Below are 26154 nucleotides of genomic sequence, written 5' to 3'. Positions count from 1 at the left end.
CAAAGGTGTGCCATGGGCCAAGCCCTATGGCCTCTTGCAACACCTTTGCGCAAACGGCTCAGTGTGTTGCGCAACCGGGCCGATCAGTCATTTTGGCCCCTGTATACCGGCTGTTTACCGGATCGCCCGGATGATGCACCGTCCACGCCATCCGCGCGCCGCGCCGATTCCGCCCGAAGGCCACCCGTGTCAATGCCCGCCTCCAGGACACCCGCTCCCGCAGGGGCGCCCGGCCCCGCCGGCGCGCTCGACGAGGCGGCGCTGTGCCACACGCTCGCCGATCACCATGGCGGACCGGCGCGGATGGTCGTCGGCATCGTCCTGCGCCAGCATCTCGACGGCCTCGTGCTGACCCCGACGGAGCTGATCCACAACAGCCGGCATCTGAAGGCGCTCCAGGCCAAGACCACGCTGATGGAGGCCGCCCTGGGCCGGATCGCCACGGTGCAGGCCCGCCTTCCCGGCCAGGAGGTGAAGGCCCGCCGCCGCGCGCTGGACAATGCGGTGTCGGAAACCACGGCGAAGGCGCGCGCCGCCCACACCGCCTTTTCCGGCGCGGCGCAGGGGCGCAGCCTGATCGAGTCCATCCTGCGCGGCGCGCCGGGGAAGTCGCCGACCGGCGACGCCGGGTTCGACCTGCGCGTGGCGCTCTCCATGGAACTGGAGGAATGCCGCACCTGGACGTCGAAGCTCGACGCGCTGATTCAGCTGTTCCCGGCGGAGCGGCAGGACGCGCTGTGCGCGGCGCTCGACGAGGTGATCGGCGATGTGCTGGCCTCGCCCGCCGCCACCCAGGAACTGTTCGGCAGCACGCCGGCCGGCGGGGCGCCGCTGGTCATGCTGTGCAACCTCCTGTTCGGGCGCGTGCCGATGGACGCCTTCGGGCCGAACCGGCTGGGCGTCCTCAACGGCCTGTTCCGCCAGGGCCGTCTGCCCGCCGCCCGCGCCATGGTGCTGGAGCGCATCCGGCGCCAGCTCCGCGCGCCGCAGCCGCTCGGGCGCGGCACGGCGGATCAGGAATCGGAGCTGTTGCGGACCTTGACGGGGCATCTGCTGTCCCCGGTGGGGCTGACCGGCGGGGCCGCCATGGCCGACGCCCTGACCGTCCGCTATTCCCGTCGCCTGGAGCAGGGCGGGGCGAGCGCCTACCGGCGGTCCATCGTCGGGCTCAGCGAAACCCAGCCGGACCTGATCTGCCGGATCCATTATCTGGCGGCCGTCTCCGCGGTGCCCGCCGCGGAGCGGCACATGGGCGAAATCGTCGACGCGCTGGATGCCGCGCTGAAGAACGAGCTTCTGGTGGAGAACATGGTGCTCCAGACGCCGGACACGGCGCTGGTGCGGCAGGCCCTGACCGGTGCTGTGGAGGCCATCCGCGGTTCGGCCCTGGCGGAGCACGACCGCGAACGGATCGCCGCCCGCGCGGCTTCGGTGGTCGACGAGTTCGCCCGCCGGGGCCGCCTCGTCCAGCGGCTGCGCCAGATCGAGCCGCTGCCGCGCCGCCGGATCATCCGGCTGGCCGAGCTGGCCTGCTCCGGCTTGGTCGGCGATGACGGGGCGATTTCGGTGCTGCGCCAGCACATTCTGGAAACGGTCCGCCAACCGGCGTTCCAGACCGAACTGGCCGGGTCCCAGGGCGACGACATCGCCCAGGCGGAGGTCCGCCGTCTCTATGAGTTGCTCGACCGGCTGAGCCAGATGCCGCTGCCATCGGCCAAGCCGGCACCGGCGGCCGCGCCGGTCGGCACCGGGGCGTCCTTCGAACCCTGCGGCGCGACGGCGCTGCCGACCGTGGTGGCGCCGCCGGTGCGCGGCATCGCTGTGCCGGCCAGCCTCGCCGCCGTGACGGCCGCCGTGACGGTGGAGGCTCCCGCCGTCAGTGCCGCGCCGGGGCTGTGCCCGGCCTGTTTCGTGCCGAAGGCGCCGCGCGAGGCGTGCCGGGAGTGCGGCTATCCGGTCCGCGTCCAGAACCGCGTCGGTGTCCACCTGCTTCCCGGGACGAAGCTGCTGGGCCGCTATCTGGTGGGCCGGGTCCTGGGGCAGGGGGGGTTCGGCGCCACCTATCTCGGCTGGGACGAGCGGCTTCAGATCAAGGTCGCGGTGAAGGAGTTCTACCCGGCCAATCTGGTGTCCCGGGGGGCCGGATCGTCGGGAGTCGTCCCCTTCTCCGACGACCACGCGCGGGGCTTCTCGGCCGGGCTGGCGAAGTTCCTGGAGGAGGCGCGCATGCTCGCCCGCCTGCGCGAGGTGAAGGAGATCGTCAGCGTTCAGGACTTCTTCGAGGAGAACGAGACCGCCTACCTCGTGATGGAGCTTCTCGACGGACGGACCCTGAAGCGGCACGTCTCCGAAAACGGTGGGCGGATCGCGGCGCGCCCGACGCTGACCCTGCTGTCGCCGATCATCAAGGCGCTGTACGCCGTGCACGAGCAGGGGCTCATTCACCGGGACATCAGCCCCGACAACATTTTCCTGACGAGCGGCGGTGAGCGCAAACTGCTGGATTTCGGGGCCGCCCGCCACGCGGCGGGGAAGAGCGCCGATCTGACGGTGATCCTGAAGCCGGGCTACGCGCCGCCCGAGCAATACGCGCCGGATGGCAAGCAGGGGCCTTGGACGGACGTCTACGCGCTGTGCGCGACCATCCATTACGCACTGACCGGCAAGACCCCGCCCGACGCCACCAGCCGCTTCATGAACGACCGGGTGCCCCGTCTGGCCGAAAGCGGCGCGACCGTGCCGCCGGGATTCGAGAAGGTGCTGTTGAGCGGTTTGTCGATGCGCTGGCAGGACCGTCCCCGCAGCATGCGGGATCTCCTGGTGGCGCTGACCGCGGCGTTGAACGGGCCCTGAGCGCCCGGTTGAGCATCCGGGGGCGTGCGGCCGGAAACGGGGCGGTGCGCGGTTTCACCGCCCCAGTCACCTGGACAGAGCCACCTGAACAGGAACACCTGACAGGATCGCCGTAACGGACGATCCTGGCCCGGCCCCGTTGCTTGACGCCGTTACTTGGCGTCGGCGGCAACCTGCATCTTGACGATCTTGTCCGGGTCGCTGACCTGACCGTTGCGGGACTGGCTGCCCTTCTTGATCTTGTCGACGAATTCCATGCCTTCGACGACCTTGCCCCAGACGGTGTACTGCTTGTCCAGGAACGAGGCCGGGGCGAAGCAGATGAAGAACTGGCTGTCGGCGCTGTCCGGGTCCGGCGTGCGGGCCATCGACAGCGTGCCGCGGACGTGCGGCTCGTTGCTGAATTCGGCCTTCAGCTTCTTGCCGGAACCGCCGGTGCCGGTGCCGGTCGGGTCGCCGGTCTGGGCCATGAAGCCGTCGATCACACGGTGGAAGACGACGCCGTTGTAGAAGCCCTGACGGGTCAGCTCCTTGATGCGGGCGACGTGGTTCGGTGCCAGGTCGGGGCGCAGTTCAATGACCACGCGGCCGTCCTTGAGGTCGAGGTAGAGGGTGTTTTCCGGATCCAAGGCCTTGGCCTCCCCCTGAGCGAAAAAGAAAGTGGCGAACAGGGCCACCATGAGAATGCGCGTCCACCGCAACATGCGAAACACTCCGATGTGCCGATTCCGCGGACGCGACCATAGGGGAAACCGGCGCGGATGCAAAGACGCCCTGCGGGGCTGCCTTCATCGGCGCCCTCCGGTGCCACCTCCGCCGCCGCCTCATCATTGTCCCAACGCTGCACGGTCGCGCCCGGCCTGGGATGGACGATAGACTGCCTTCGGGGTGTTCATACCCGAAAGTGACCGATGGCAAGGGGGTTGGGGCGTGCGGCAGCAGAGCGTGCGGCGGTTGAGACGATGGCTGGTGCTGGTGAAGCTGGCGCTGATCGGTGGAGTGGTCGCCCTCGCCGTCCAGCACCGGACCGATCTGGCCGGCACCGCCGCCACGCAGGCGCTGCGCCGCGCCGGCTTCCCGGACGCCACCGTGGCGGTGACCGAGCTGTCGGCGGAGCAGACCCGCGCCGTGGTCCGGCTGGACCGGCCGGGGGCGGTCGGGGCTACCCTCACCCTGCGCCACCCGCTGGACGCCCTCCAAGAGGGGCGAATCGAAAGCCTGGATCTTTCGGGCGCCCGATTGAGGCTGGACGTGGCCAAGGACGGCAGCCTGCGCATCGCCGGTTATCCCTTGACCGGCTCCCCAGCGGCGGGAGGCGACCGCGGCGCCGCGGATGGCGAGAGCTTCGCGATCCCCATCGACACCATCCGGCTCGGCGATGCCGCGGTGACCCTGGCGACTCCGCGGGGCACGGCCAACGGGACGCTGCGCCTGACCATGACCCGCGACGGCGCGCTGCACCGCGGGCAGGCGACCCTGACCGCCTCGGCCAAGGGACTGCCGGTCCTGACCCATTGGACGGGCGCCGGCACCATCGCCGAGACGGTGGGCACCCTGACCGCCAAGGCGCGCCTCACCTGGGACGGATCGGCGCTGAAGGCGCAGGGCGACCTTCTGCTCGCCGATCTCGCCGGGCGGTTCGGGCCGGTGTCGGCCAGCGGCATCAACGGCGTGCTGTCGCTGCCCAGCCTGTTCCCACCGGTGGTGGCGCCCGGCCAGACGCTGGCGGTGAAGCTGCTTGACGTCGGGTTGCCGCTGACCGACGGGACCCTCCGCTTCGGCTACGGCACCAAAGGGCGGCTGAGCGTGGAGCGCGCCGAATGGCATTGGGCCGGCGGGGTGCTGCGGGCCGACCCCTTCGCCATCGACCCGGTGGCGCCGCAGGGAACGGTCACGCTGCGGGCGGAGCGCGTGCATCTCGGCCCGATGCTGGCGATGGTCGCGGTGGACGGGCTGGAGGCCAGCGGAACGGTCAGCGGGCGCCTGCCGGTGCGCATCGGAGCCGACAACGTCCATCTCGACGGCGGGCTGCTGGAGGCCGACGCCCCCGGCACGCTGCGCTACGACCCGGAAAACCCGCCCGGCTTCCTGAAGGGGGAGGAGGGCAGCCCGACGGCCCTGCTGATGGGGGCGCTGACCGACTTCCGCTACGACACGCTGACCGCCACGGTCGATGGGCAGGCCGGCGGCGAGCTGGCGGTCGGCATCGCCATCCGCGGTTCCAACCCGGCATTCTACGATGGCTATCCGGTCGCGCTTAATCTTAAGGTGAGCGGCGCGCTCGACCGGATCCTGCGGCAGAGCCTTGATACCTACCGCATCCCCGAGACGGTGCGCGACCGCATGACGGAGTTTCAACGAAAGAATCCATGAGACACACGGTTCGAAGCCGGCGCGTCCCGACCGCCGCACTGTTCGCCGGGTTGGTGGCCGGATTGGGCGCCTGCACCCCGACCGTCAAGGTCGAGGCGCCCGACAGGCCCATCGAGATCAACCTGAACATCCGGATCGAACAGGAAGTCCGGGTGAAGGTCGAACGCGACCTGGAAAAGGCCATCGCGGACGATCCGGCCCTGTTCGGCCTGCCGCCGTCCCAGGACAGCCTGGGCGGCGCGAAGGGAGGGAAGAAGCCATGAAGCGCATGTTTGCCGCCGCCGGGCTGGTTCTGGCGCTCGCCCTGTCGGGGCCCGCGACGGCGTCGGCCCAGGACGCCCTGGGCGCCGCCAAGGCCGCCGGGCAGATCGGCGAGCGGCCGGACGGGCTGGTCGGGGCGGTTCCCGGTGCGCCGGCCGCCGCAGCCCAACTCGCCGAGCAGGTCAACGCCCAGCGCATCGCCCGCTATCGCGAGATCGCCGGCAGCAACGGCACGTCGGTGGATCAGGTCCAGGCGCTGGCCGGAAAGCAGCTGATCGAGCGGACCCCCGCCGGTCAGTATGTGCTGTCGGGCGGGCGTTGGGTTCGCAAATAGGCCTGCCCGTTCCATGACGGCGCCCAGGATCGCCGAACTCCGCGCCCGGATCGGGGCGTGCCGCGCCGCCCTGGCCGCGGCGCCGGGCGATTCCGCGGCGCTGGCCGGGCTGTTCGGCGCGCTCGACGCGCTGGGCGAGCCTGGCACGCCGGAGGAGGCGGTGGCCCGCTCCGCTTTCGGCGAGGCGCTGCGGCGGCAGGGTTGGGCGGCCGAGGCCGAATTGCACCATCGCGCGGCCCTGTCCTGGCTGCCCGATTTCGGCGGCAACCATTTCAATCTGGGCCTGACCCTCCAGGCGCTGGGCCGCACCGCGGCGGCGGCGGACGCCTACGGCGAGGCCGCCCGGCTGATGCCGCGCTTCGCCCCGGCCCCGTGCAACCAGGGCGTCCTGCTCCGCGCGCTCGGGCAGCGCGAGGCGGCGGAAGCGGCGTTGCGCCGGGCCGTGGCGCTCGACCCCACGCTGGTTCCCGGCTGGCTCAACCTCGGCGCGGTGCTTCAAGGGCACGTCCCGGCGGAGGCCGCCGCCGGTTGCTACCGGAACGCCCTGGCGCTGCGCCCCGATCTGGCCGAATCCCACGCGAATCTCGGGCTGCTGCTGAAGGAGGCCGGGCGGCTTGCCGACAGCCTGCCGTCCTTCGAGCGCGCCCTGGCGCTCGGCCTGCCCGACGCCGGCGGCGTGCTCGCCCAACTCGTCCAGCAGATGCGGCACCTCGGCCGCTGGGACGGATTGGCGGAGCGGTCCACCCAACTGGCCGCCCTGGTGCGCGGCGGGGCGACGCGGCAGGTCCATCCCTGGATCTTCCTTGGCGAGGGGGCCGGCCCGGCGGCGGAACAGGACTGCGCCCGCCGCTACGCAGACTGGCGGACGCAGGGCATCGCCGCCATGCCCGCCCGCCGCGGCTCCGGCCCGCGCGGCCGACTGCGCGTCGGCTATCTGTCCGCCGACTATCACGAACACGCCACCGCCGCCCTCATCGCGGAACTGATCGAGCGGCACGACCGGAACCGGCTTGAGGTCGTCGGCTACAGCTATGGGCCCGACGATGGCGGCCCGATGCGGCGCCGGCTGTCCGCCGGTTTCGACCGATTCGTGGACCTCGCTGCCTGCTCCCACGCCGACGCGGCGGCGCGCATCCGGGCGGACGGGGTGGACATCCTGGTGGATCTCAAGGGCTACACCCAGCACGCCCGGCCGGAGATCGCCGCCCACCGCCCCGCCCCTGTGCAGGTGCAGTGGCTGGGCTATCCGGGGACGACGGGTGCCGGGTTCATTGACTACGTGATCGGCGATCCGCTGGTCACGCCGTTCGATCACCAGCCCTTCTACGCGGAGCGCATCGTTCAGCTTCCGGTCTGCTACCAGCCCAACGACCGCAGCCGGCCGATCGGCCCGACGCCGTCGCGCGCGGCCTGCGGCCTGCCGGAGCGGGGCACGGTCTTCTGCTGCTTCAACGCCGCCTACAAGATCACACCGGACCTCTTCGAACGGTGGTGCCGCCTGCTGCGTGCGGTGCCGGACAGCGTGCTGTGGCTGCTCGACAGCCATCCCGAGGCGAGCGCGACCCTGCGGCGGGAGGCGTCACGCCGCGGCGTGGCGGCGGAGCGGCTGGTCTTCGCCCCCCGGCGGCCTCCGGCGGAGCATCTGGCGCGCTACCGTCTGGCCGACCTGTTCCTGGACACCACCCCGGTCGGCGCCCACACCACGGCCAGCGACGCGCTGTGGGCGGGGGTGCCGGTCCTGACGGTCCTGGGGGAGGGGTTCGCGTCCCGCGTCGGGGCGAGCCTGCTGCGCGCCGCCGGGCTGCCCGAACTGGCGGTGCGCTCGCTCGACGACTACGAGGCCACGGCGTTGCGGTTGGCCGGCGATCCGGACGGAATCGCCCGGTTGAAGGCCCGCCTCGCCGCGGAGCGGGGCCGCGCACCGCTGTTCGACACCGACCGTTTCGCCCGCGCCCTGGAGCGCGCCTACGCGACGATGTGGGACATCCACGCGGCGGGGTGGACGCCCCGCCCGTTCGCCGTCCCGGACGAAGGTTAGGGGAAGGGGCAGCGGTCGGCGGTCACGTCCACGAAGGAGCGAGCGCCGGGCGCGAAGGTGAAGCGGTATTCGGTGCTGTCGATCACCACCGTCTGGTGAAGCGGCAGGACCCCCTTGGCGACCGTCTCCTTGCCGCCCATGCCGGAGATCTTGATGGTCACAGGCTGCGCCGGATCGTACCAGCTCTCGGCGTTGCCCTGGGCGTTGCGCGACGACTGGCCCTCACCGCTGACCGTCACCGCGCCGTTGTTGAAGCTGGTGCTGCGGTTGCCCGATTTCAGGAGCGGGGTGGCCAGGGCGAAGCGCTTGGTCTCCGCCGGCTGGCAGTTGCGCACCGCCTGGACCTGGGCGATCACGAAGGCGAGGCGGTTGGGGTCCATGCCGCCCTTCAGACGCTCCGACACCAGTCCGGCCAGGCGGGCGAGGTCGCCCGAGGGCACCTCGCGCTGGAGCCGGGCCTCCAGATCCGTCGCGCGGGCCTCCGCCGTGCGTGCGGCGTGCTGCATCTGGCTGGCCAGCAGTTCCAGTTCCGCCTTTTGACGCGACAGTGTGGAGATCTCCTCCCGCAGCGTGACGTCGCGGCCCTTCAACTGCTCGATGCCCATCTGGTAGGCGAACAGACCGACGCCGAGGAGAACGGCGGCGAACAGACCGAACTTCGCGAACCCCGCCCAGAAGCGGCGGCGATAACGGCGTTCGTAGTCGTAGCGTCCCAAGGCCATGTGCAGCAAACCCGAGCGGAAGAGGAGGGAGCTATGGCTACCCAGATCGGCCGTCCGATGCAACCCCTTGACCTTGGCAGGAAAAGCCCTTTCAGGTCAGTTGCTGGCTCCGGACGGGCCGAGGAACCCGGCGCTGATGCCCGGCGTGCGGAACTCGCCGACATTCTTGAACACGAAGCGGAAGAAGATGGTGTTTCCTTCCTGCTCGCCGTTCTGGATGACGGTGTAGTCGCGCTGGGCGATGGTTTCGAAGATCAGGCATTCGTCCTGATAGCGCAGCACGCCCGAGCTGGAGCGCGGCCCGGCATCGGGACGGAAGGCTTGGGAATGGGACACGCCGATCGACCAATGTTGCGAAAACTGCGACGACACCGAGATGCCCGCCTGCTCCACCTCGTTACGCTCGACGACGTAGGGGTTTTCCGTCTGGTCGACATAGGTGTAGGTGCCGGAAACGCGCAGCAGCGGCACGCCGGCCGATGCGTTGACCGAATGCCGGCGCGGCTTCAGCGTGTCGTGGTCGATGCGGAAGCCGTAATTCACATCAAGCCAATCGGCCGGACGGAGATCGAGGCGACCGACGTAATCCGACGACTTCTTGTCGAGGCCCGACCCGCCGCGGAAATTCTCCGTATCGTCGGCGCGGAAGCTCTGGCCGACGAACAGGCTGGCCGACCCGGTCTTGTAGCCCTGGAACGTCGTGCGCAGGCCATAGGTGGCGCGAAGCCCGCCGTCGAGCCGGTCGATGCCGGTGAAGCGGTTGGGCATCAGCAGGTTGACCTCGTCGAACTCGACGTCGAGGCTGTCCTCGTTCGGGAAGGCCGGATCGTTGTCCACATTCGGCGCCAAGCTGACCTGTCCGATGGGCTCGATGGTCTGGAAACTGCTCTCGCCATAGCGGACGAAGGGGTAGCGGACCGTGGTCGTGGCTTGCGGGAAGAAGCGCAGGCGCTGGACGCTGTCGTTGCCGGTCCCGCCGCCCGGATCGTTCGGATCGAACCGCTGGGCGGTGTAGCCGGCCAGCAGCACGCTGCCTTCGATGGTGGTGACGAAACCCAGGTTCGAGTAGATGTCCCGCTGCCAGCCCGGCTGGACGGCCAGCCGCTGGGTGTCGGGACCGCCGCTGCCCGGCCGGGCGACGGCCAGGAGGCTGCTGTCCAGGGACCAGCGCCCGCCCATCAGGCTGCCCGGCTCGCCCAGCGCGTTGTAGCGCGCCTCGGGCAGCACATAGGGCTCCTGCACGCTGTTGCCCCAGCGCAGGTCCTGGAAGCTGTAGGCGTTGACCGCCGCGTAGTTGCGGCCGTTGAAGCCTTCGATGAAGGCGCGGCTGGTCAGCACCTCGTCGCGGATGTTGAAGTAGCGGCGCAGATACAGCTCGTCGCTGGCCCGCTTCAGGTTGAAGCCCCAGCGCCACGTCTCGTCGATGTCGAACAGGCCGCTGGCGAAGGCGTGGCCGCGCCAGCGCCGGTCGTCGGCGCCCTTCAGCGTGCCGTTGGGGATTTCACCCTGCGTTCCCGACGCGTCGAGCTGCAGCCGCCCGTTCTCGAAGCGCTTGCGGTACTGGCCGCCCAGGAACAGGCCCTGTTCGGAATAGCCGCCGAGATCGAACGTCGCATCCTGATCCGGCGCGATGTCCCAGTAGTAATGGGTGATGGCGCCGAAGCCGAGATTCGAGTTGTTGCGAAAGCTGGGCGTCAGGAAGCCGGAGCGCCGATCCACCGTCGGATCGGGGTGGGAGAGATACGGGGTGTAGAAGAACGGAACGCCGAACATTTCCATGAAGGCGTCGCGGTAACGGACCTCGTGGTCCTCGTTGTCCTGCACCACGCGGGCGGCGCGGATCTGCCAGACCGGGGCGCGGGTCGGATCAGACTTGCACAGCTCGCAGGGGCTGTAGACGGCGCGGTTCAGGCGGATCAGCCGCCCGCCGCGGCGTTCGCCTTCGGTGCCGGCCATGCGGCTGTTGTCGGTCATCAGCACGCGAACGTTCTCGACGAACGCGTCGCGCATGTCGTCGGTCAGTTCCGCGTAGCTGGAGAACAGGATGTCGCCCGACGGCTCGACCAGACGGACATTGCCGGAGGCGATCACCACCTTGGTCTGCTGGTTGTAGGTGATCGTGTCGGCATGGACCGTCCGCGCGCCCTGCGACAGCTCCACGTTGCCCGACGCCGTCACGAGGCTGTTCGCCTCGTCGAAGGTGACCGAATCCGCTCCCAGAAGGACCGGGGGGTCCTGCGGCTTGCCCGCGGCCGGCTGGGGTGCGGGAACGACGACTTCGAGCCGCCCACCCTGGTCCGCTGCCCCGATCGGCGGCGCGCCGTTCGCCTGAGGCGCCGGAGCGGGAGGCTGCTGCGCGTCGGCCAGATCGGCCAGGACGATGCCGCAGGCGGCCATCAGGGCGACGATGCCGGATCGCAGGACCAGCGACCGGCGGTCCAACGGGCGGTGCATCTTCGGGCTGGTGGCGCGGGCGCGCCGGGCATGTCGGGACGGGAGCTGGGACATGCGGAACGTTTGAGGTAACCAACCGGCCAAGTCAACGGTTTCGCGGCATGTTTCGCGAATTGTCCGATGTCTGTTGCCGGCCGGGCGAGGCATGAAAAAGGGGACCGGCCGCGACAGGCGGACGTCCCCTTTTTTCCGGCCTTATCCGAGGCGGCGCGACCGCCGCCCACCCCTCAGGCGAAGGCCTTGTAGGCGATGAGGGTGAAGGTGTCGCGCACCCCGGTCAGGGTCTGGATGTTCTCGGTCACGAATCGGCCGATGTCCAGATCCTGGGGCAGATAGCACTTCATCAGCAGGTCGTACTGGCCGGAGATGGAGTGCACCTCCGACACCTGCTCGATGTCCTGAACGGCCTGATCGGCCACCTGATAAGCCTTGCCCAGCTCGCACTTGACCATGACGAAGATGGTCTGCATGGCGGTCAGCCCTCCTGCGAGGATTGCTCGGCGGGTTCGGCCGGCGCCGGGCGCCGCGCGGAGCGGAGCATGAAGGCCGGCATATGGTCGCCGAAGCCGATCACGGGTGTGTCGTCCTCGTCCTCGTCGCGGCGGCGGCGGCGGTCGCGGTCACGATCCCGGCGCGGCTCCTGGCGGCGGCTCTCGGCGGCGGCCAGCGATTCGCGCGGCTGTCGCTCCTCACGGGGCTGCCGTTCCTCGCGCACCCGTTCCTCACGCACCGGGCGCTCGTCGCGGCTGGGCCGCTCCTCACGCGGTTGCCGCTCCTCGCGGGCCTGACGTTCCTCGCGGGGGGCCCGCTCCTCGCGGTCGGGACGCTCGGCGCGCTCGGCCCGGGACGGGCCGCGGTCGCCGCGCTCCTTCTCCTTGCCACGGCCACGGCTGCGGCCACGGCGCGCCTCGTCTTCGCTGAGGAACTCGGCCGACTCGAGCCCGTCAATGGCGATCAACGGAATCTCCCGCTTGATGAGGCGGCCGATGGCCGAAACCTGCTTGCCGTCCAGCGGGCTGGCCAGCGTGAAGGCGCGACCCGAGCGGCCGGCCCGGCCGGTGCGTCCGATGCGGTGGACGTAGTCCTCCGCGCTGATCGGCACGTCGAAGTTGAAGACGTGGCTGAGCCCCTGCACGTCCAGGCCGCGCGCCGCCACGTCGGAACAGACGAGCAGCGTGATCTCGCCCTTCTTGAAGGCGTCCAGCGTCTCCATCCGCTTCGACTGCACCATGTCGCCGTGCAGCGCGCCGGCGTTGAAGCCGTGGCTCTCCAGCGACTTCTGCAGGATGGCGACGTCGCGCTTGCGGTTGCAGAAGATGAAGGCGTTCTTCACGTCCTCGGTGCGCAGCAGGTGACGCAGCGCCTTGCGCTTGTCCTCCTCGTGCACCAGGACCATGGCCTGGGTCACCGTCTCCGACGGCGAAGCCGGCGGTGCGACGGTCACTTCCTTCGGGTTCGACAGGAAGGCGTCGGCCAGACGGCGGATTTCCGGCGGCATCGTGGCGGAGAAGAACAGCGTCTGGCGCAGCTTCGGCAGCTTGCTGACGATGCGTTCGATGTCCGGGATGAAGCCCATGTCGAGCATCCGGTCCGCCTCGTCGATGACGAAGACCTTGATGTCGTTGAGCATGATGTTGCCGCGCTCGAACAGGTCGATCAGACGGCCCGGCGTCGCGATCAGCACGTCCACCCCGCGGTCCAGCCGCTTCACCTGCTCGGTGAAGGTCTCGCCGCCGATCAGGAGCGCCATGCTGAGCTTGTGATGCTTGCCGTAGGTCTCGAAGCTTTCGGCGACCTGCGCCGCCAGCTCGCGAGTCGGCTCCAGGATGAGCGACCGGGGCATGCGCGCCCGGGCCCGGCCCGACGCCAGAATGCTGATCATCGGCAAGGTGAAGCTGGCCGTCTTCCCGGTGCCGGTTTGCGCGCAGCCGAGCACGTCGCGGCCTTGCAGGACCCAGGGAATGGCCTGTTCCTGAATTGGCGTCGGCTGGGTGTAACCTTTGTCCTCGATTGCCCGCAGGACGTCAGGTCCAAGCCCAAGTTCCGAAAAGAGCATCCAACCTGTTTCTGTCTGGAGTGCGAAAATCGTGCCGGTACGGCCCGACGAGTAGATGGTGCGGCAGAATATGAAGTCAAAGGGCGCTGTCAATAGACCTTGTGATGGAATCGCGCATCGCGCGTGTCCGGACGGGCCGCTTGGCGCGTCGCGCCCGCTCGGCTAGGCTGTGAAAAGGCCGTAAAAACCGCGGAAATCCGGCCCTTGCGGCGGTTGTGGACGCTCCTGCGGCCATTTTCGCCCTCCGGACCGGACAATCAAAAAAGGCAGTCCTGCGATGCTTCTTTCTTCCCAACGCTCCGTCCTGGTGGTGGTCGATATCCAGGAAAAGCTGATGCCGTCGATCGCCGAGTCCGCGCGGGTGGAGCGCAACGCCGCGACGCTGTTGAAGGGCGCCGCGCTGCTCGGCGTGCCCGCCTTCGCCACCGAACAGTATCCCAAGGGCCTCGGCCCGACCGCCGCGTCGCTGCGCGCCCTGCTGCCGCCGGACGGGGTGGTGGAGAAGATCAGTTTCTCCGCCGCTCGCGAGCCGGCCTTCCTGGAGCGGCTGGATCGGCTCGGCCGCCGGCAGGTCGTTCTGTGCGGGTCGGAGGCCCATGTCTGCGTGATGCAGACGGCGCTGTCGCTGGTCGATCTGGGGTTCGAGGTGGTGCTGGTGGCCGACGCCGTGTCGTCGCGCACGCCCCTCAACGCGGAGCTTGGCATCGCCCGCATGCGGGCCGCCGGGGCGACCATCGTCAGCACGGAGATGGTTCTGTTCGAGTGGATGGAGCGGTCGGACATCCCCGCCTTCAAAGCGGTGCTGGACCTGATCCGCTGACTTTTCGGGAAGGACAAGGAATGAGCGACCGGATTCCCCTGATCCTGCTGCCCGGCATGCCGCTGGACGCGGCGCTGTGGGAACACCAGACCAACCATCTCGCCGATGTGGCGGCGCCGGCCGTCGGCGATCTGACCGGTCATGACTCCGTGGGCGCCCTCGCTGCCGCCGTGCTGGCGGGCGCGCCCGGGCGGTTCGCCCTCGCCGGCCTGTCGATGGGCGGATACGTCGCTTTCGAGATTCTGCGGCAGGCGCCGGAGCGGGTGGCGAAGCTCGCTTTGCTCGACACCAGCGCCCGCCCGGACACGCCGGAGCAGACGGCGACGCGGCAAGACGCCGTGCGGCTGGTCGGGCAGGGGCGGCTGCGGCAGGTGGTGGCCGCCGGAATGCCGCGCCTCGTCCATCCCGACCGGACGGGCGAAGCCGCTCTCGTCGACTCGGTGCAGGCCCAGGCGCAGCGGGTCGGGCCGGACGGCTACGCGCGCCAGCAGACCGCCATCATGAACCGTCCGGACAGCCGGCCCGGCCTGGGGGGCATCGCCTGCCCGACGTTGGTGCTGTGCGGGCGGCAGGACGCCATCACGCCCCCCGCCCTGCACGAGGAGATCGCCGAGGGCATCCCCGGCGCCCGCCTCGCCCTGATCGAGGACTGCGGCCATCTGTCGGCCATGGAGCGGCCCCGGGCGGTCACCGCCCTGCTGCGGCAGTGGTTGCTCTACGCCTGAACGCGGGCTTGCGGATCAGCAGTCAGGACCCCCGCCGCAGCCGTCCAGGTCGGCGCGGCGGGCCGGAAAAAGCGCGAAGGTCATGTCGCTGATGAGCGACCGGAAATCCGGATCGTTCGGTCCCTGTGGACGGTCGAGCCAGCCGGTGGCCGAGGACAGCGTTCCGCCGCCCCGGCAGAAGGCCCCCTGGACCACGATGGGGCCGCCGGGCGGGCTGGTGCGCAAGGGCTGGCCGCTGCACAGGTACGAGTTCAGCGTCGTCTCGGCCGGGTTGAAGGCCAGGACGACCCGGTAATCGGGCCGCGCCGTCTGGTTCGGCGTGGTGGTGAAATTGGTGCGCACGCCGGAAATGCGGTTCTGCATGTTGGCGGTCACCAGCGGCCCGAAGGTCTGCGGGTCCATGCCGAAGGGGTTGCCGAGGATCACCACGCGCAGATCGCGGTCGGAGGCCGCGTAGGACACCTCGCTCAGCGTGTAGGCGGGGACGGGCAGGTCGGCCACCACGCGTTCGTTGGTGCAGGCCGCCGCCATCGCACAAAGGGCGAGAAGGCTGGCACGGGGCAGGAAGGTCATGGCTCGCCTGGCTGCTGAGTGGACGTGGGGCGACCAATCATGGGACGTCGCCGCAGCACCGGCAAGCCCGCGCCTCCGGAAGAGTCGCCGCTCAGCCGACCGCGCATCCAGGCGGCGTTCAGCATCACACGTCGATGTCGTCGACCCGGACGAACTTCGCGTTCTCCTGGATGAACTGGAAGCGCAGCTCCGGACGGCGGCCCATCAGCTCCTCCACGCGGGTCTTGGTTGCCTTGACGTCCTCCGCCTGCTCGGGGTCGGCGCTGTTGGGCACGACGACGCGCAGCAGCGTGCGCTTGGCCGGGTCCATGGTCGTCTCGCGGAGCTGGGCCGGCATCATCTCGCCCAGGCCCTTGAACCGGCTGATCTCCACCTTCTTACCCTTGAACGTCTTGTTCATGAGCTGGTCCTTGTGCGCGTCGTCGCGGGCGTAGACCGACTTGGCGCCGTGGCTGATGCGGTAGAGCGGCGGAAGGGCCAGATACAGGTGCCCGTTCTGGATCAGCCCGCCCATCTCCCGGTAGAAGAAGGTCATCAGCAGCGAGGCGATGTGCGCGCCGTCCACGTCGGCGTCGGTCATGATGATGACCCGCTCGTAGCGCAGCTTGTCGCTGGAGAAGTCCTTGCCCACCCCGCAGCCGAGCGCCTGGGTGAGGTCGTTCAGCTCCTGGTTCGCCTTCATCTTGTCGGAGGAGGCCGAGGCGACGTTCAGGATCTTGCCGCGCAGCGGCAGGATGGCCTGGGTCTCGCGGTTGCGCGCCTGCTTGGCCGACCCGCCCGCCGAATCACCCTCGACCAGGAAGATCTCGGTGCCCTCCGGCGAATTGCGCGAACAGTCGGCCAGCTTGCCGGGCAGGCGCAGGCGCCGGGTCGCGGACTTCCGTCCCAACTCCTTGGACTGCTTGCGCTTGGCCCGCTCCTCCGCCTTCTCGATCAGCCGCTCCAGAAGGGCCTTGGAGGAGGACGGGTCGCCGGACAGCCAGTGGTCGAAGTGATCCTTGATCGCCGCCTCGACCAGCCGGTGGGCTTCCGCCGTCACCAGCTTCTCCTTGGTCTGGCCCTGGAAATGCGGCTCGCGGATGAAGACCGACAGCAGGATGCAGGCGTCGCCCACCACGTCGTCCGCGGTGACCTGGGCGGCGCGCTTGTTGCTGGTCAGCTCGCCGTAGCCCTTCAGGCCGCGGGTCAGCGCGGCGCGCAGGCCGGCCTCGTGCGTGCCGCCCTGCGGGGTGGGCACCGTGTTGCAGTAGGTGTGGGAAAAGCCCTCGTCATCCTCCGGCCAGGCGATGGCCCATTCGACGCGGCCCTGCTGGTTCGGGAAGTCCAGCGCGCCGGAGAAGGGCAGGCGGGTCAGCGTCCGGCGTTCCTTTAGGGCGGCGTTCAGGTAGTCGAGCAGGCCGCCGGGGAAATGCAGCGTCTCCTGCGCCGGGGTGGTGCTGTCCGGCGACAGCAGCGCCGGGTCGCAGCTCCAGCGGATCTCGACGCCCCGGTACAGGTAGGCCTTGGAGCGGGCCAGCCGGTACAGCCGGTGCGGCTCGAAATGGGCGGCCTCGCCGAAGATCTCCGGATCGGCGTGGAAGCGGATGGTCGTGCCGCGGCGATTGGCCGCGCCCTGGCGGGTCAGCGGCCCCTGGGGCAGGCCGCGGCTGTAGTGCTGCACATGGAGCTGGCGGTCGCGCGCCACCTCGACCGTCAGCCGGTCGGACAGGGCGTTGACCACCGACAGGCCGACGCCGTGCAGGCCGCCGGAGGTCTGGTAGACCTTGTTGGAGAACTTGCCGCCCGAATGCAGGGTGGTGAGGATGACCTCGAGCGCCGACTTGCCCGGATACTTGGGGTGGTCGTCGATCGGGATGCCGCGCCCGTTGTCGCGCACCACCACCGTGCCGTCGGCGGTCAGCTCCAGGTCGATGCGGCTGGCGTGACCGGCCACCGCCTCGTCCATGGCGTTGTCCAGAACCTCGGCCACCAGATGGTGCAACGCCCGGTCGTCGGTGCCGCCGATGTACATGCCGGGGCGCCGGCGGACGGGCTCAAGCCCCTCCAGAACCTCGATGTCCTGGGCGGAGTAGGTCTCGGCCTTGCGCGCCGTGTTCTCGAAAAGATCGCTCATGGCCCCAGTTATAGGAATTTCGTCAGGGCTGCGCAAGCGCATGCGGTGGCTCCTATATACTCCCCGCACCATATTTTGTGATGCGCTTTTTCGACCGCAGAACGAACGAGGGCGGAGACACGATGAGCGACGGCACCCCCACCGACCAGACCCCAACTCACCCCGACATGGAGGGCGGCCCGGCGCTGCGCACCATCGCCATGCCGGCGGACACCAACCCCAACGGCGACATCTTCGGCGGCTGGCTGCTGTCCCAGATGGATCTGGCCGGCGGTGTCGCCGCCCTGCGCCGGGCGGGCGGGCGCGTGGCGACGGTGGGGATCGAGGCGATGACCTTCCACAAGCCGGTCTATGTCGGCGACGAGGTGAGCTGCTTCGCCCATGTCACCAAGGTCGGCCGAACCTCCATCCGCGTCCGGGTCGAAACCTGGGTGCGCCGCCAGCGCAGCGCGGGAGAGGCGATCAAGGTGACCGAGGGCGTCTTCACCTACGTCGCCATCGGCGAGGACCGCCGCCCGCGCGAGGTCCCGCCGGAGTGAAGCGCCCCCCGCCTTCTTTCGAAGGTTGCGCACTGTGCCTCTCTCTTTTGAGGGTGTAAGCCGCCTATTACTCGGCGGTGCAAAGAGCATGGAGCGGTGAATTCTTTCGGGTTGCTTCTTTTCCGTTTGACCGAAGGAATCGCGTATGATTCCATCATACCGCCATGACCATGCTCCAGAACCTCACCGACTCGCTGAAACGCGCCGCCAAAAGCGCCCTTCGCCAGGCCATCGGGCCGGCCATCGGCTCCTGCGTCGTCGCCTACTTCGTCTATTACGCCGTCCAGGGGGACCGCGGGCTGCTCGCCATGAACCATCTGAAGGCGGAGATCGCCACGGCGGAATCCGTCCTGGATCAGGTGAAGGCCGAGCGCGAGCGAATGGACCGCCGCGCGCAACTGATGCGCAGCGACCACCTGGACCGCGACATGCTGGACGAGCGTGCGCGCACGATGTTGAACCTTTCAGGCCCCCGCGACGTCATAATCGCACTCCCCCCGGCCCAGGCCGAAGGTGATGCTAGCGCTGAGAAGTAGGTCATATCAGTGAATTAACCGAAAGCCGGTTAACGCCGAATTTCGCGTTTAAAAACAGATATTTGCGTCTCGTGCGCTTGTCGTGTACTGTGCGCCCCGCATCCGCTTCCGGTGCGAGGGGGATGCACCCTCATAAGTGGGATGTACCCTCGCAACGTGCTGCAGCCCTGGCTGTTCGCTTGCCGTCGCTGCATAAACCCTGGGGAGGAAACATGGCCGCGTCACGACGCCGTCCGAAGGCGCAGACTGACTCCGCTTCGAAGCAGGCCGCTTCGACCGAGGACCTGATCAAGTACTATCGCGAGATGCTTCTGATCCGCCGCTTCGAGGAGAAGGCGGGCCAGCTCTACGGCATGGGCCTCATCGGCGGTTTCTGCCACCTCTACATCGGCCAGGAGGCCGTTGTGGTCGGCATCCAGGCCGCGCTGAAGGACAACGACGACGTCATCACCAGCTACCGTGACCATGGCCACATGCTGGCCTGCGGCATGGACCCCAAGGGCGTGATGGCCGAGCTGACCGGTCGCCGTGGAGGCTACTCCAAGGGCAAGGGCGGCTCGATGCACATGTTCAGCCGCGAGAAGAACTTCTACGGCGGCCACGGCATCGTCGGCGCGCAGGTTCCGCTGGGCACCGGTCTCGCCTTCTCGCACAAGTACAACAAGGATGACGGCCTGTCCGCGGTCTATTGCGGCGACGGCGCCATCAACCAGGGTCAGGTTTACGAGAGCTTCAACATGGCGGCTCTGTGGAAGCTGCCGGTGCTCTACGTGATCGAGAACAACAAGTACGCCATGGGCACCTCGCAGGAGCGCGCCTCGGCGGGCGAGCTGCACCAGCGCGGCGCGGCCTACGGCATTCCCGGCCATCAGGTCAACGGCATGGACGTCCTCGAGGTCCGCGAGGCCGCCGACAAGTGGGTGGAATACATCCGCGCCGGCAACGGCCCGGTCATCCTCGAGATGAAGACCTACCGCTACCGCGGCCACTCGATGTCCGACCCGGCCAAGTACCGGACCAAGGAGGAGGTCGAGAAGATGCGGAGCGAGTCCGATCCGATCGACAACCTGAAGCGCGTCCTGCTGGAAGGCGCTTACGTGACCGAGGACCAGCTCAAGGAAATCGACCGCGAGGTCAAGGCCGTGGTGACCGAGGCTGCCGAATTCGCGCAGCAGAGCCCCGAGCCCGATCCGGCGGAGCTGTGGACGGACGTCCTGGTCGAAGCCTGACGACAACGATAAGCAGGAGCGGCGCCGAGGGCCGGAGGCTTCGCCTCCCGGTGAACCCGCGCCGCCGGAGGTTGAGGAATGCCGATCGAAGTGCTGATGCCGGCGCTGTCGCCCACCATGACCGAGGGCAAGCTGGCGAAATGGGTCAAAAAAGAAGGTGACGAGGTCAAGTCCGGCGACGTGCTCGCCGAGATCGAGACCGACAAGGCGACCATGGAGGTCGAGGCGGTCGACGAAGGCCGCATCGGCAAGATCCTGGTCGCCGAAGGCACCGAGAACGTCGCCGTGAACACCCCCATCGCCGTGATTCTCGGCGAGGGCGAGAGCGTCACCGACGCCGTGTCCGGCTCCCCGACGCCGGCCCCGAAGGTCGCCGCCGAGCCGGTGGTGAAGGACACGGGCGCGCACGCCCCGGCCACCCTGCCGGTCGGTCCGGCCAGCGGCCCGGCCGCCGCGCCGCCGGCCTCGGACGAGGACAAGTTCTTCGACAAGACGGTGAAGAAGACCGTCCGCGAAGCGCTGCGCGATGCCATGGCCGAAGAGATGCGCCGCGACCCGACCGTCTTCCTGATGGGTGAGGAGGTCGCGCAGTACCAGGGCGCCTACAAGGTGTCGCAGGGCCTGCTCCAGGAGTTCGGCGCCGACCGTGTCATCGACACGCCGATCACCGAGATCGGCTTCGCCGGCCTGGGCGTCGGTGCGGCCTTCCGCGGCCTGCGCCCGATCGTCGAGTTCATGACCTTCAACTTCGCGATGCAGGCGATCGACCACATCGTGAACTCTGCCGCCAAGACGCTGTACATGTCCGGCGGCCAGATGGGCTGCCCGATCGTGTTCCGCGGCCCGAACGGTGCGGCCGCCCGCGTCGCAGCACAGCACAGCCAGGATTTCACCCCCTGGTACGCCAGCGTGCCCGGCCTGAAGGTCGTCGCCCCCTACAGCGCGTCGGACTTCAAGGGCCTGATGAAGTCGGCCATCCGCGATCCGAACCCGGTCATCTTCCTCGAGAACGAGATCCTCTACGGCCAATCCTTCGAGGTGCCGGAAAGCGAGGACTTCATCGTTCCGATCGGCCGCGCCAAGATCCGCCGCGCCGGCACGGACGTGACCATCACCGCCCATTCGCTGATGGTCAGCTACGCGCTCGCCGCCGCCGATCTGCTGGAGAAGGAAGGGATCAGCGCCGAGGTCATCGACCTGCGCACGATCCGTCCGCTCGACACTGAGACGATCGTCAACTCCGTCAAGAAGACCAACCGCCTCGTCACCGTCGAGGAGGCCTGGCCGACCTGCGGCATCGGCGCCGAGTTGTCGGCCCTGATGATGGAGCAGGCCTTCGATTATCTGGACGCCCCGGTGATCCGCGTGACCGGCCTCGACGTGCCGATGCCGTATGCGGCGAACCTGGAAAAGCTCGTCCTTCCTTCGCCCGACCGCATCGCGGAAGCGGCGAAGAAGGCCTGCTACCGCAAGTAAGGAGGGCGAGCGAATGACCATCCAGATTCTCATGCCGGCCCTCTCTCCGACCATGACCGAGGGCAACCTCGCCAAGTGGCTGAAGAAGGAAGGCGACGCGGTGAAGTCCGGCGACGTGATCGCCGAGATCGAAACCGACAAGGCCACCATGGAAGTCGAGGCGGCCGACGAAGGCCGTCTCGGCAAGATCCTCGTGCAGGCCGGCACGCAGGGCGTTGCGGTGAACACCCCGATCGCCGTGCTGCTGGAAGAGGGCGAGGACGATAGCGCGCTCGCCAAGGCCGCCGCTCCCGCTCCGGCGGCGGCGCCCGCCGCGGCTCCGGCCCCGGCCCAGACCCAGGCGGCCTCCGCTCCGGCTCCGGCCGCTGCCCCGGCTCCGCAGGCCGCGGCCGCTCCGGCTCCCGCCGCCCATGGCGGTGGCCGCGTGTTCGCCAGCCCGCTGGCCCGCCGTCTGGCCGAGCAGGCCGGTCTCGACCTGAAGGCCGTCAAGGGCACCGGCCCGAACGGCCGCATCGTCAAGGCCGACGTCGAGGCCGCCAAGGCCGGCGGCACCGCCAAGGCCGCCGCTCCGCAGGCCGCCGCCCAGGCTCCCGCCGCGGCCCCGGCGGCTGCTCCGGCCGCCGCTCCGGCCCCGAAGGCCGCGGGCATCGACGCCAAGGACCTGTCGGACAAGCTGGGCATGCGCTACAAGGCGCAGCCGAACAGCTCCATGCGCAAGACGATCTCCCGTCGTCTGACCGAGGTGCAGCAGACGGTGCCGGATTACTTCCTGGCCATCGACTGCGAGCTGGACGCGCTGCTGAAGGTCCGCTCGGACCTGAACGCCCGCTCCAAGGACTACAAGCTGTCGGTCAACGACTTCATCATCCGCGCCGCCGCGCTGACGCTGAAGAAGTTCCCGAACATCAACGCCGCCTGGTCAGAGGAGGCCATCCTCCGTTATGACCACGTCGACATCTCGGTCGCCGTGGCCACCCCGACCGGCCTGATCACGCCCATCGTCAAGAAGGCGGAGACCAAAGGCCTGGCCGAGATCTCCAACGAGATGAAGGGTCTGGCGGAGCGCGCCCGCGACGGCAAGCTGAAGCCGGAAGAGTACCAGGGCGGCACCTTCTCGATCTCCAACCTCGGCATGTACGGCATCCGGGAGTTCGCGGCGATCATCAACCCGCCGCAGGCCTGCATCATGGCGGTCGGCGCCGGCGAGCAGCGTCCGGTCGTGAAGAACGGCGCGCTCGCCATCGCCACTGTGATGACCGTCTCGGTCACCGTGGACCACCGCGTCGCCGACGGCGCGCAGGGTGCGGAATTCCTCGCGGCTTTCAAGAAGCTGATCGAGGACCCGCTGAGCATGCTGCTGTAAGGGGGCGTCGACCATGGCTGACATGAACTACGATCTCATCGTCATCGGCGGCGGTCCGGGCGGCTATGTGGCGGCGATCCGCGCCGCCCAGCTCGGCCTCAGCACCGCGGTGGTGGAGCGTGAGAATCTCGGCGGCATCTGCCTCAACTGGGGCTGCATCCCGACCAAGGCGCTCCTGCGCTCCGCCGAGGTGCTGCGCAACGCCAAGCACGCCTCGGAGTACGGGCTGGTCATCCAGAACCCGTCCTTCGACCTGGACAAGGTCGTTCAGCGGTCCCGCAAGGTGGCGGGGCAGCTCAACGGCGGCGTCAAGCACCTGCTGAAGAAGAACAAGGTCGCCGTCATCGAGGGCGAGGCCAAGCTGCTCGGCAAGGGGCAGGTGGCCGTGACCAAGGGCGGCGCGGCGGTCGGCACCTTCGGGGCGAAGAACATCATCATCGCCACGGGCGCCCGCGCCCGCACCCTGCCGGGTCTGGAGGACGACGGCAACCTCGTCTGGACCTACCGCAAGGCGATGACCCCGAACACGACGCCGAAGTCGCTGCTGGTCATCGGCTCCGGCGCCATCGGCATCGAGTTCGCCAGCTTCTACAACGAGCTGGGCGCCAAGGTGACGGTGGTCGAGGTGATGGACCGCATCCTGCCGGTCGAGGACGAGGAAATCTCGGCCTTCGCCCGCAAGCAGTTCGAAAAGCAGGGCATGCGGATCATCACCAACGGCAAGGCCGGCAACCTGCGCAAGGGGGCCGACAGCGTGACGGTGGCGGTGGAGGCCAACGGCAAGACCGAGGACATCACGGTCGACCGCGTGATCCTCGCCGTCGGCATTTCGCCGAACACGGAGAATCTGGGCCTGGAGAACACCAAGGTCCAGACCGACCGCGGCCACATCAAGACCAACGCCAACTGCCAGACCGACGAGCCGGGCGTCTACGCCATCGGCGACGTGACGGGGGCTCCCTGGCTCGCCCACAAGGCCAGCCACGAGGGCGTCATCGCCGTCGAGCACATCGCCGGCAAGCACCCGCACGCGCTGGACGTCCGCAACATCCCGGGCTGCACCTACTCGCACCCGCAGATCGCGTCGGTCGGTCTGACCGAGAAGAAGGCGAAGGAGGCGGGCTACGAGGTCCGCGTCGGCCGCTTCCCCTTCATCGGCAACGGCAAGGCCATCGCTCTGGGCGAGGCGGACGGCATGGTGAAGACCGTGTTCGACGCCAAGACCGGCGAGCTGCTGGGTGCGCACATGGTCGGCGCCGAGGTGACGGAGCTGATCCAGGGCTACACGGTCGCCAAGACCATGGAGACCACCGAGCAGGAACTGATGCAGACGGTGTTCCCGCATCCGACCCTGTCGGAAATGATGCACGAGTCGGTTCTTGATGCCTACGGCCGGGCCATCCACTTCTAAGTGGCGAGTCTGACTGGCGGTCGTTTCCTCCCTCGTCCTCCAGGGCGGGGGAGCAACGATTCCGACGTCGTCATCCTTTTGGCGGTGTTGTTTCGTCGCGGCCGATAATCAGACTTGACCGGTCGGTCATTCCGGCCTATCCGGCGGGACCGTGTCCGCCGGCCATGCGCCGTTTCCCTGTGCCGTCCCTTGCGCGGAAGGCGGCGCGTTACCGTTCAGCATCGGCGCTGCCACCGGGCAGCCCGTGGGAGCACTTCAGACCATGACCGTGGCCGATCACCCCGAGAAGCTTCGCCATCCCGAAAAGGCCCACAAGCCCGACAACCCGATCCAGCGCAAACCGGGCTGGATTCGCGTCAAGGCGCCGACCAGCCAGGAATACAACGAGACGCGCAACCTGATGCGCGGGCTCAAGCTCAACACCGTGTGCGAAGAGGCCGCCTGCCCGAACATCGGGGAGTGCTGGAAGCACAAGCACGCGACCTTCATGATCCTCGGCTCCGTCTGCACTCGCGGCTGCGCCTTCTGCAACGTCGGCACCGGCCGCCCCGACCAGCTCGACCCACACGAGCCGGACAATGTGGGTGAGGCGGTGGCCCAGCTGAAGCTGAGCCACGTCGTCGTCACCTCGGTGGACCGGGACGACCTGGAGGACGGCGGGGCCGAGCATTTCGCCCGGACCATCCGCGCCATCCGCGCCGCGTCGCCCGACACGACCATCGAGATCCTGACTCCCGACTTCCAGAAGAAGAAGGGTGCCGTCGAGGTGGTGGTCGAGGCGAAGCCGGACGTCTTCAACCACAATCTGGAAACCGCCCCGCGCCTCTACCCGACGATCCGTCCGGGTGCGCGCTACTTCACCTCGCTGCAGCTTCTGGCGCGGGTGAAGGAACTGGACCCGTCGATGTTCACCAAGTCCGGAATCATGGTCGGGCTGGGCGAGACGAAGGAGGAGGTCGGGCAGGTGATGGACGACCTGCGCGCCGCCGATGTTGACTTCATGACGATCGGCCAGTACCTCCAGCCGACGCCCAAGCACGCGGCGGTGGACCGGTTCGTGACTCCGGAAGAATTCCAGAGCTACGCAACACTTGGCCGCGGCAAGGGTTTCCTGATGGTGGCCTCGACGCCGCTGACCCGCTCCAGCTATCACGCGGGGGCGGACTTCGCGAAGCTGCGGGAGGCTCGCCTCCGCAAGCTCGCGGCAACCGCGGGCTGAAGGGCGGCGGGCTGAGAGGCGGCCGAAAGAGAAACGGAGCGGGTATGCCGACGCACGCGGAAAAGAAGGTTCTTCCCTACACGCCGGAGCAGATGTACCGGCTGGTCGCCGATGTGGAGAAGTATCCGGAATTCCTGCCCTGGTGCCTCGCCGCCCGCATCCGCCGCCGCGAAGGCGACGTGATGTTCGCGGACCTTGTCATCGGCTTCAAGATGGTCCGCGAACGCTTCACCTCGCGGGTAGAGCTGGACGAGGCGAACCGCCGCATCAACGTCCAGTACACCGAAGGACCGTTCCAGTACTTGAACAACCACTGGATCTTCACCCCGCACGAGGGCGGCGTCTGCGTGGATTTCTACGTGGACTTCGAGTTCCGCTCGAAGATGCTGCAAAAGATCATGGGCGTGCTGTTCAACGAGGCGGTGCGCCGGATGGTGCAGGCCTTCGAGACCCGCGCCAACCAGCTCTACGGCAACGGCGCCACCCGGCCCGCCGCGGCGCGGACCGCCTGAGGCCGGCTCTCCGTCAGCGAATCGCGGTTTCCGGCCGGGCCGCGCGCAGCCGTTCCAGCGCGGTCTGCACGGTCGCCAGCCGCACCGCCTCGCGGTCACCGGGGAAGGTGTATTCCTTGTGCTTGGCCGCACCACGGCGGACGGCCGTGGCGATGTAGACGCGCCCCACCGGCTTCTCCGGCGTTCCCCCACCGGGGCCGGCGACTCCGGTCACCGCCACCGTCACGTCGGCCTTCGACTTCGCCAGGGCACCCACCGCCATCGCCACCGCGACCTCCGGGCTGACCGCGCCGTGGGCGTAGATCAGGCTGGGCGGCACGCCGAGCATCTCCGACTTGGCGACGTTGGAGTAGGTGACGAAGCCGCGGTCCACCACCTTGGACGAGCCCGCGATGTCGGTCAGCGCCCCCGCGATCAGGCCGCCCGTGCAGGATTCGGCGGTCGCCAGGGTGTAGCCGGCCAATTCATATTCCGCGAGCAGCTTGGCGGAGAGTTCGCGGATGTGATCGGGAAACATGCGGGTCCCTTTCGTCGTCGTGCCAGAACC

General features: G+C 68.8%; 23 protein-coding genes. 15 read left to right on the top strand and 8 right to left on the bottom strand.

What is annotated here, in order from left to right:
* Window positions 1–192: 192 nt before the first annotated feature.
* Window positions 193–2853 carry a serine/threonine-protein kinase gene (locus tag FBZ83_RS00840; protein WP_145680654.1) on the top strand — a complete coding sequence of 887 codons (2661 nt, stop codon included), beginning with the start codon at window positions 193–195 and terminating at the stop codon, window positions 2851–2853.
* 152 nt (window positions 2854–3005) lie between these two features.
* On the opposite strand, the gene FBZ83_RS00835 is transcribed toward FBZ83_RS00840, so the two are convergent.
* Window positions 3006–3557, bottom strand: a complete 552-nt coding sequence (locus FBZ83_RS00835) for a peptidylprolyl isomerase (RefSeq protein WP_145680653.1) — start codon at window positions 3555–3557, stop codon at window positions 3006–3008.
* Window positions 3558–3783: 226 nt separating this feature from the next.
* Between FBZ83_RS00835 and FBZ83_RS00830 the strand changes: the two genes are divergently transcribed.
* The 4 genes from FBZ83_RS00830 to FBZ83_RS00815 are packed head-to-tail and all read left to right on the top strand — an operon-like array spanning window position 3784 to window position 7859.
* Window positions 3784–5226: a YdbH domain-containing protein gene (locus tag FBZ83_RS00830; protein ID WP_145680652.1), complete on the top strand. Its 1443-nt coding sequence runs from the start codon at window positions 3784–3786 to the stop codon at window positions 5224–5226.
* Window positions 5223–5489, top strand: coding sequence for a YnbE family lipoprotein (locus FBZ83_RS00825; RefSeq protein ID WP_145672053.1), 267 nt, complete (start codon window positions 5223–5225; stop codon window positions 5487–5489). Before FBZ83_RS00830 ends, FBZ83_RS00825 begins: the two co-directional genes overlap by 4 nt.
* A complete protein-coding gene (locus FBZ83_RS00820; protein WP_145680651.1) occupies window positions 5486–5821 on the top strand; it encodes a YdbL family protein in 336 nt (111 codons plus the stop codon). The genes FBZ83_RS00825 and FBZ83_RS00820 overlap by 4 nt, the downstream gene beginning before the upstream one ends.
* A gap of 13 nt (window positions 5822–5834) precedes the next feature.
* Complete coding sequence (locus tag FBZ83_RS00815) at window positions 5835–7859, top strand: glycosyltransferase (protein WP_145680650.1); 2025 nt, start codon at window positions 5835–5837, stop codon at window positions 7857–7859.
* On the opposite strand, the gene FBZ83_RS00810 is transcribed toward FBZ83_RS00815, so the two are convergent.
* From FBZ83_RS00810 to FBZ83_RS00795, 4 genes are all read right to left on the bottom strand, one after another.
* A complete protein-coding gene (locus FBZ83_RS00810) occupies window positions 7856–8581 on the bottom strand; it encodes a hypothetical protein (RefSeq protein WP_145672047.1) in 726 nt (241 codons plus the stop codon). The two genes, FBZ83_RS00815 and FBZ83_RS00810, sit on opposite strands and share 4 nt — an antisense overlap.
* A 96-nt stretch (window positions 8582–8677) precedes the next feature.
* Window positions 8678–11089, bottom strand: coding sequence for an LPS-assembly protein LptD (locus tag FBZ83_RS00805; protein WP_145680649.1), 2412 nt, complete (start codon window positions 11087–11089; stop codon window positions 8678–8680).
* A gap of 173 nt (window positions 11090–11262) precedes the next feature.
* Complete coding sequence (locus tag FBZ83_RS00800; RefSeq protein WP_014198771.1) at window positions 11263–11505, bottom strand: Lrp/AsnC ligand binding domain-containing protein; 243 nt, start codon at window positions 11503–11505, stop codon at window positions 11263–11265.
* Window positions 11506–11510: 5 nt separating this feature from the next.
* Window positions 11511–13091, bottom strand: coding sequence for a DEAD/DEAH box helicase (locus FBZ83_RS00795; RefSeq protein WP_145680648.1), 1581 nt, complete (start codon window positions 13089–13091; stop codon window positions 11511–11513).
* A gap of 277 nt (window positions 13092–13368) precedes the next feature.
* Between FBZ83_RS00795 and FBZ83_RS00790 the strand changes: the two genes are divergently transcribed.
* Complete coding sequence (locus FBZ83_RS00790; protein ID WP_145680647.1) at window positions 13369–13911, top strand: hydrolase; 543 nt, start codon at window positions 13369–13371, stop codon at window positions 13909–13911.
* A 20-nt stretch (window positions 13912–13931) separates the two neighbouring features.
* Window positions 13932–14636, top strand: a complete 705-nt coding sequence (locus FBZ83_RS00785) for an alpha/beta fold hydrolase (RefSeq protein ID WP_145680646.1) — start codon at window positions 13932–13934, stop codon at window positions 14634–14636.
* A gap of 15 nt (window positions 14637–14651) precedes the next feature.
* Here the strand turns inward: FBZ83_RS00785 and FBZ83_RS00780 are convergent, their stop codons facing one another.
* Both FBZ83_RS00780 and parE read right to left on the bottom strand, forming a co-directional pair.
* Window positions 14652–15209, bottom strand: coding sequence for a hypothetical protein (locus FBZ83_RS00780; RefSeq protein ID WP_145680645.1), 558 nt, complete (start codon window positions 15207–15209; stop codon window positions 14652–14654).
* A gap of 124 nt (window positions 15210–15333) precedes the next feature.
* The gene (parE, locus tag FBZ83_RS00775) at window positions 15334–17322 is read right to left on the bottom strand and encodes a DNA topoisomerase IV subunit B (protein WP_145680644.1); all 1989 of its coding nucleotides are present in this window, start codon (window positions 17320–17322) and stop codon (window positions 15334–15336) included.
* 122 nt (window positions 17323–17444) lie between these two features.
* Between parE and FBZ83_RS00770 the strand changes: the two genes are divergently transcribed.
* From FBZ83_RS00770 to FBZ83_RS00735, 8 genes are all read left to right on the top strand, one after another.
* Window positions 17445–17861, top strand: a complete 417-nt coding sequence (locus FBZ83_RS00770; RefSeq protein ID WP_211101609.1) for an acyl-CoA thioesterase — start codon at window positions 17445–17447, stop codon at window positions 17859–17861.
* 164 nt (window positions 17862–18025) lie between these two features.
* Window positions 18026–18397, top strand: coding sequence for an FtsB family cell division protein (locus FBZ83_RS00765; RefSeq protein ID WP_081863119.1), 372 nt, complete (start codon window positions 18026–18028; stop codon window positions 18395–18397).
* A gap of 212 nt (window positions 18398–18609) precedes the next feature.
* A complete protein-coding gene (gene pdhA, locus FBZ83_RS00760) occupies window positions 18610–19626 on the top strand; it encodes a pyruvate dehydrogenase (acetyl-transferring) E1 component subunit alpha (RefSeq protein WP_014198781.1) in 1017 nt (338 codons plus the stop codon).
* A gap of 78 nt (window positions 19627–19704) precedes the next feature.
* Window positions 19705–21102: a pyruvate dehydrogenase complex E1 component subunit beta gene (locus FBZ83_RS00755; protein ID WP_145680643.1), complete on the top strand. Its 1398-nt coding sequence runs from the start codon at window positions 19705–19707 to the stop codon at window positions 21100–21102.
* A gap of 13 nt (window positions 21103–21115) precedes the next feature.
* A complete protein-coding gene (locus FBZ83_RS00750; protein ID WP_145680642.1) occupies window positions 21116–22465 on the top strand; it encodes a pyruvate dehydrogenase complex dihydrolipoamide acetyltransferase in 1350 nt (449 codons plus the stop codon).
* 13 nt (window positions 22466–22478) lie between these two features.
* Window positions 22479–23876 (top strand): dihydrolipoyl dehydrogenase, encoded by a 1398-nt coding sequence (lpdA, locus tag FBZ83_RS00745; protein ID WP_114860153.1) that lies wholly within the window; start codon window positions 22479–22481, stop codon window positions 23874–23876.
* Between the two features lie 262 nt (window positions 23877–24138).
* Window positions 24139–25095, top strand: a complete 957-nt coding sequence (lipA, locus tag FBZ83_RS00740) for a lipoyl synthase (RefSeq protein WP_137116308.1) — start codon at window positions 24139–24141, stop codon at window positions 25093–25095.
* A gap of 44 nt (window positions 25096–25139) precedes the next feature.
* Complete coding sequence (locus FBZ83_RS00735; protein WP_040134124.1) at window positions 25140–25607, top strand: type II toxin-antitoxin system RatA family toxin; 468 nt, start codon at window positions 25140–25142, stop codon at window positions 25605–25607.
* A gap of 13 nt (window positions 25608–25620) precedes the next feature.
* On the opposite strand, the gene FBZ83_RS00730 is transcribed toward FBZ83_RS00735, so the two are convergent.
* Entirely contained in the window at window positions 25621–26124 is a 504-nt protein-coding gene (locus FBZ83_RS00730; RefSeq protein WP_145680641.1) for a CinA family protein, read from the bottom strand.
* Window positions 26125–26154: the final 30 nt, after the last annotated feature.

Origin of the sequence: Azospirillum brasilense, assembly GCF_007827815.1 — a bacterium.
GTDB lineage: Bacteria > Pseudomonadota > Alphaproteobacteria > Azospirillales > Azospirillaceae > Azospirillum > Azospirillum brasilense_C.
Note: the sequence above shows the minus strand (reverse complement) of the source record. Positions and strands in the feature narration are given on the sequence as shown.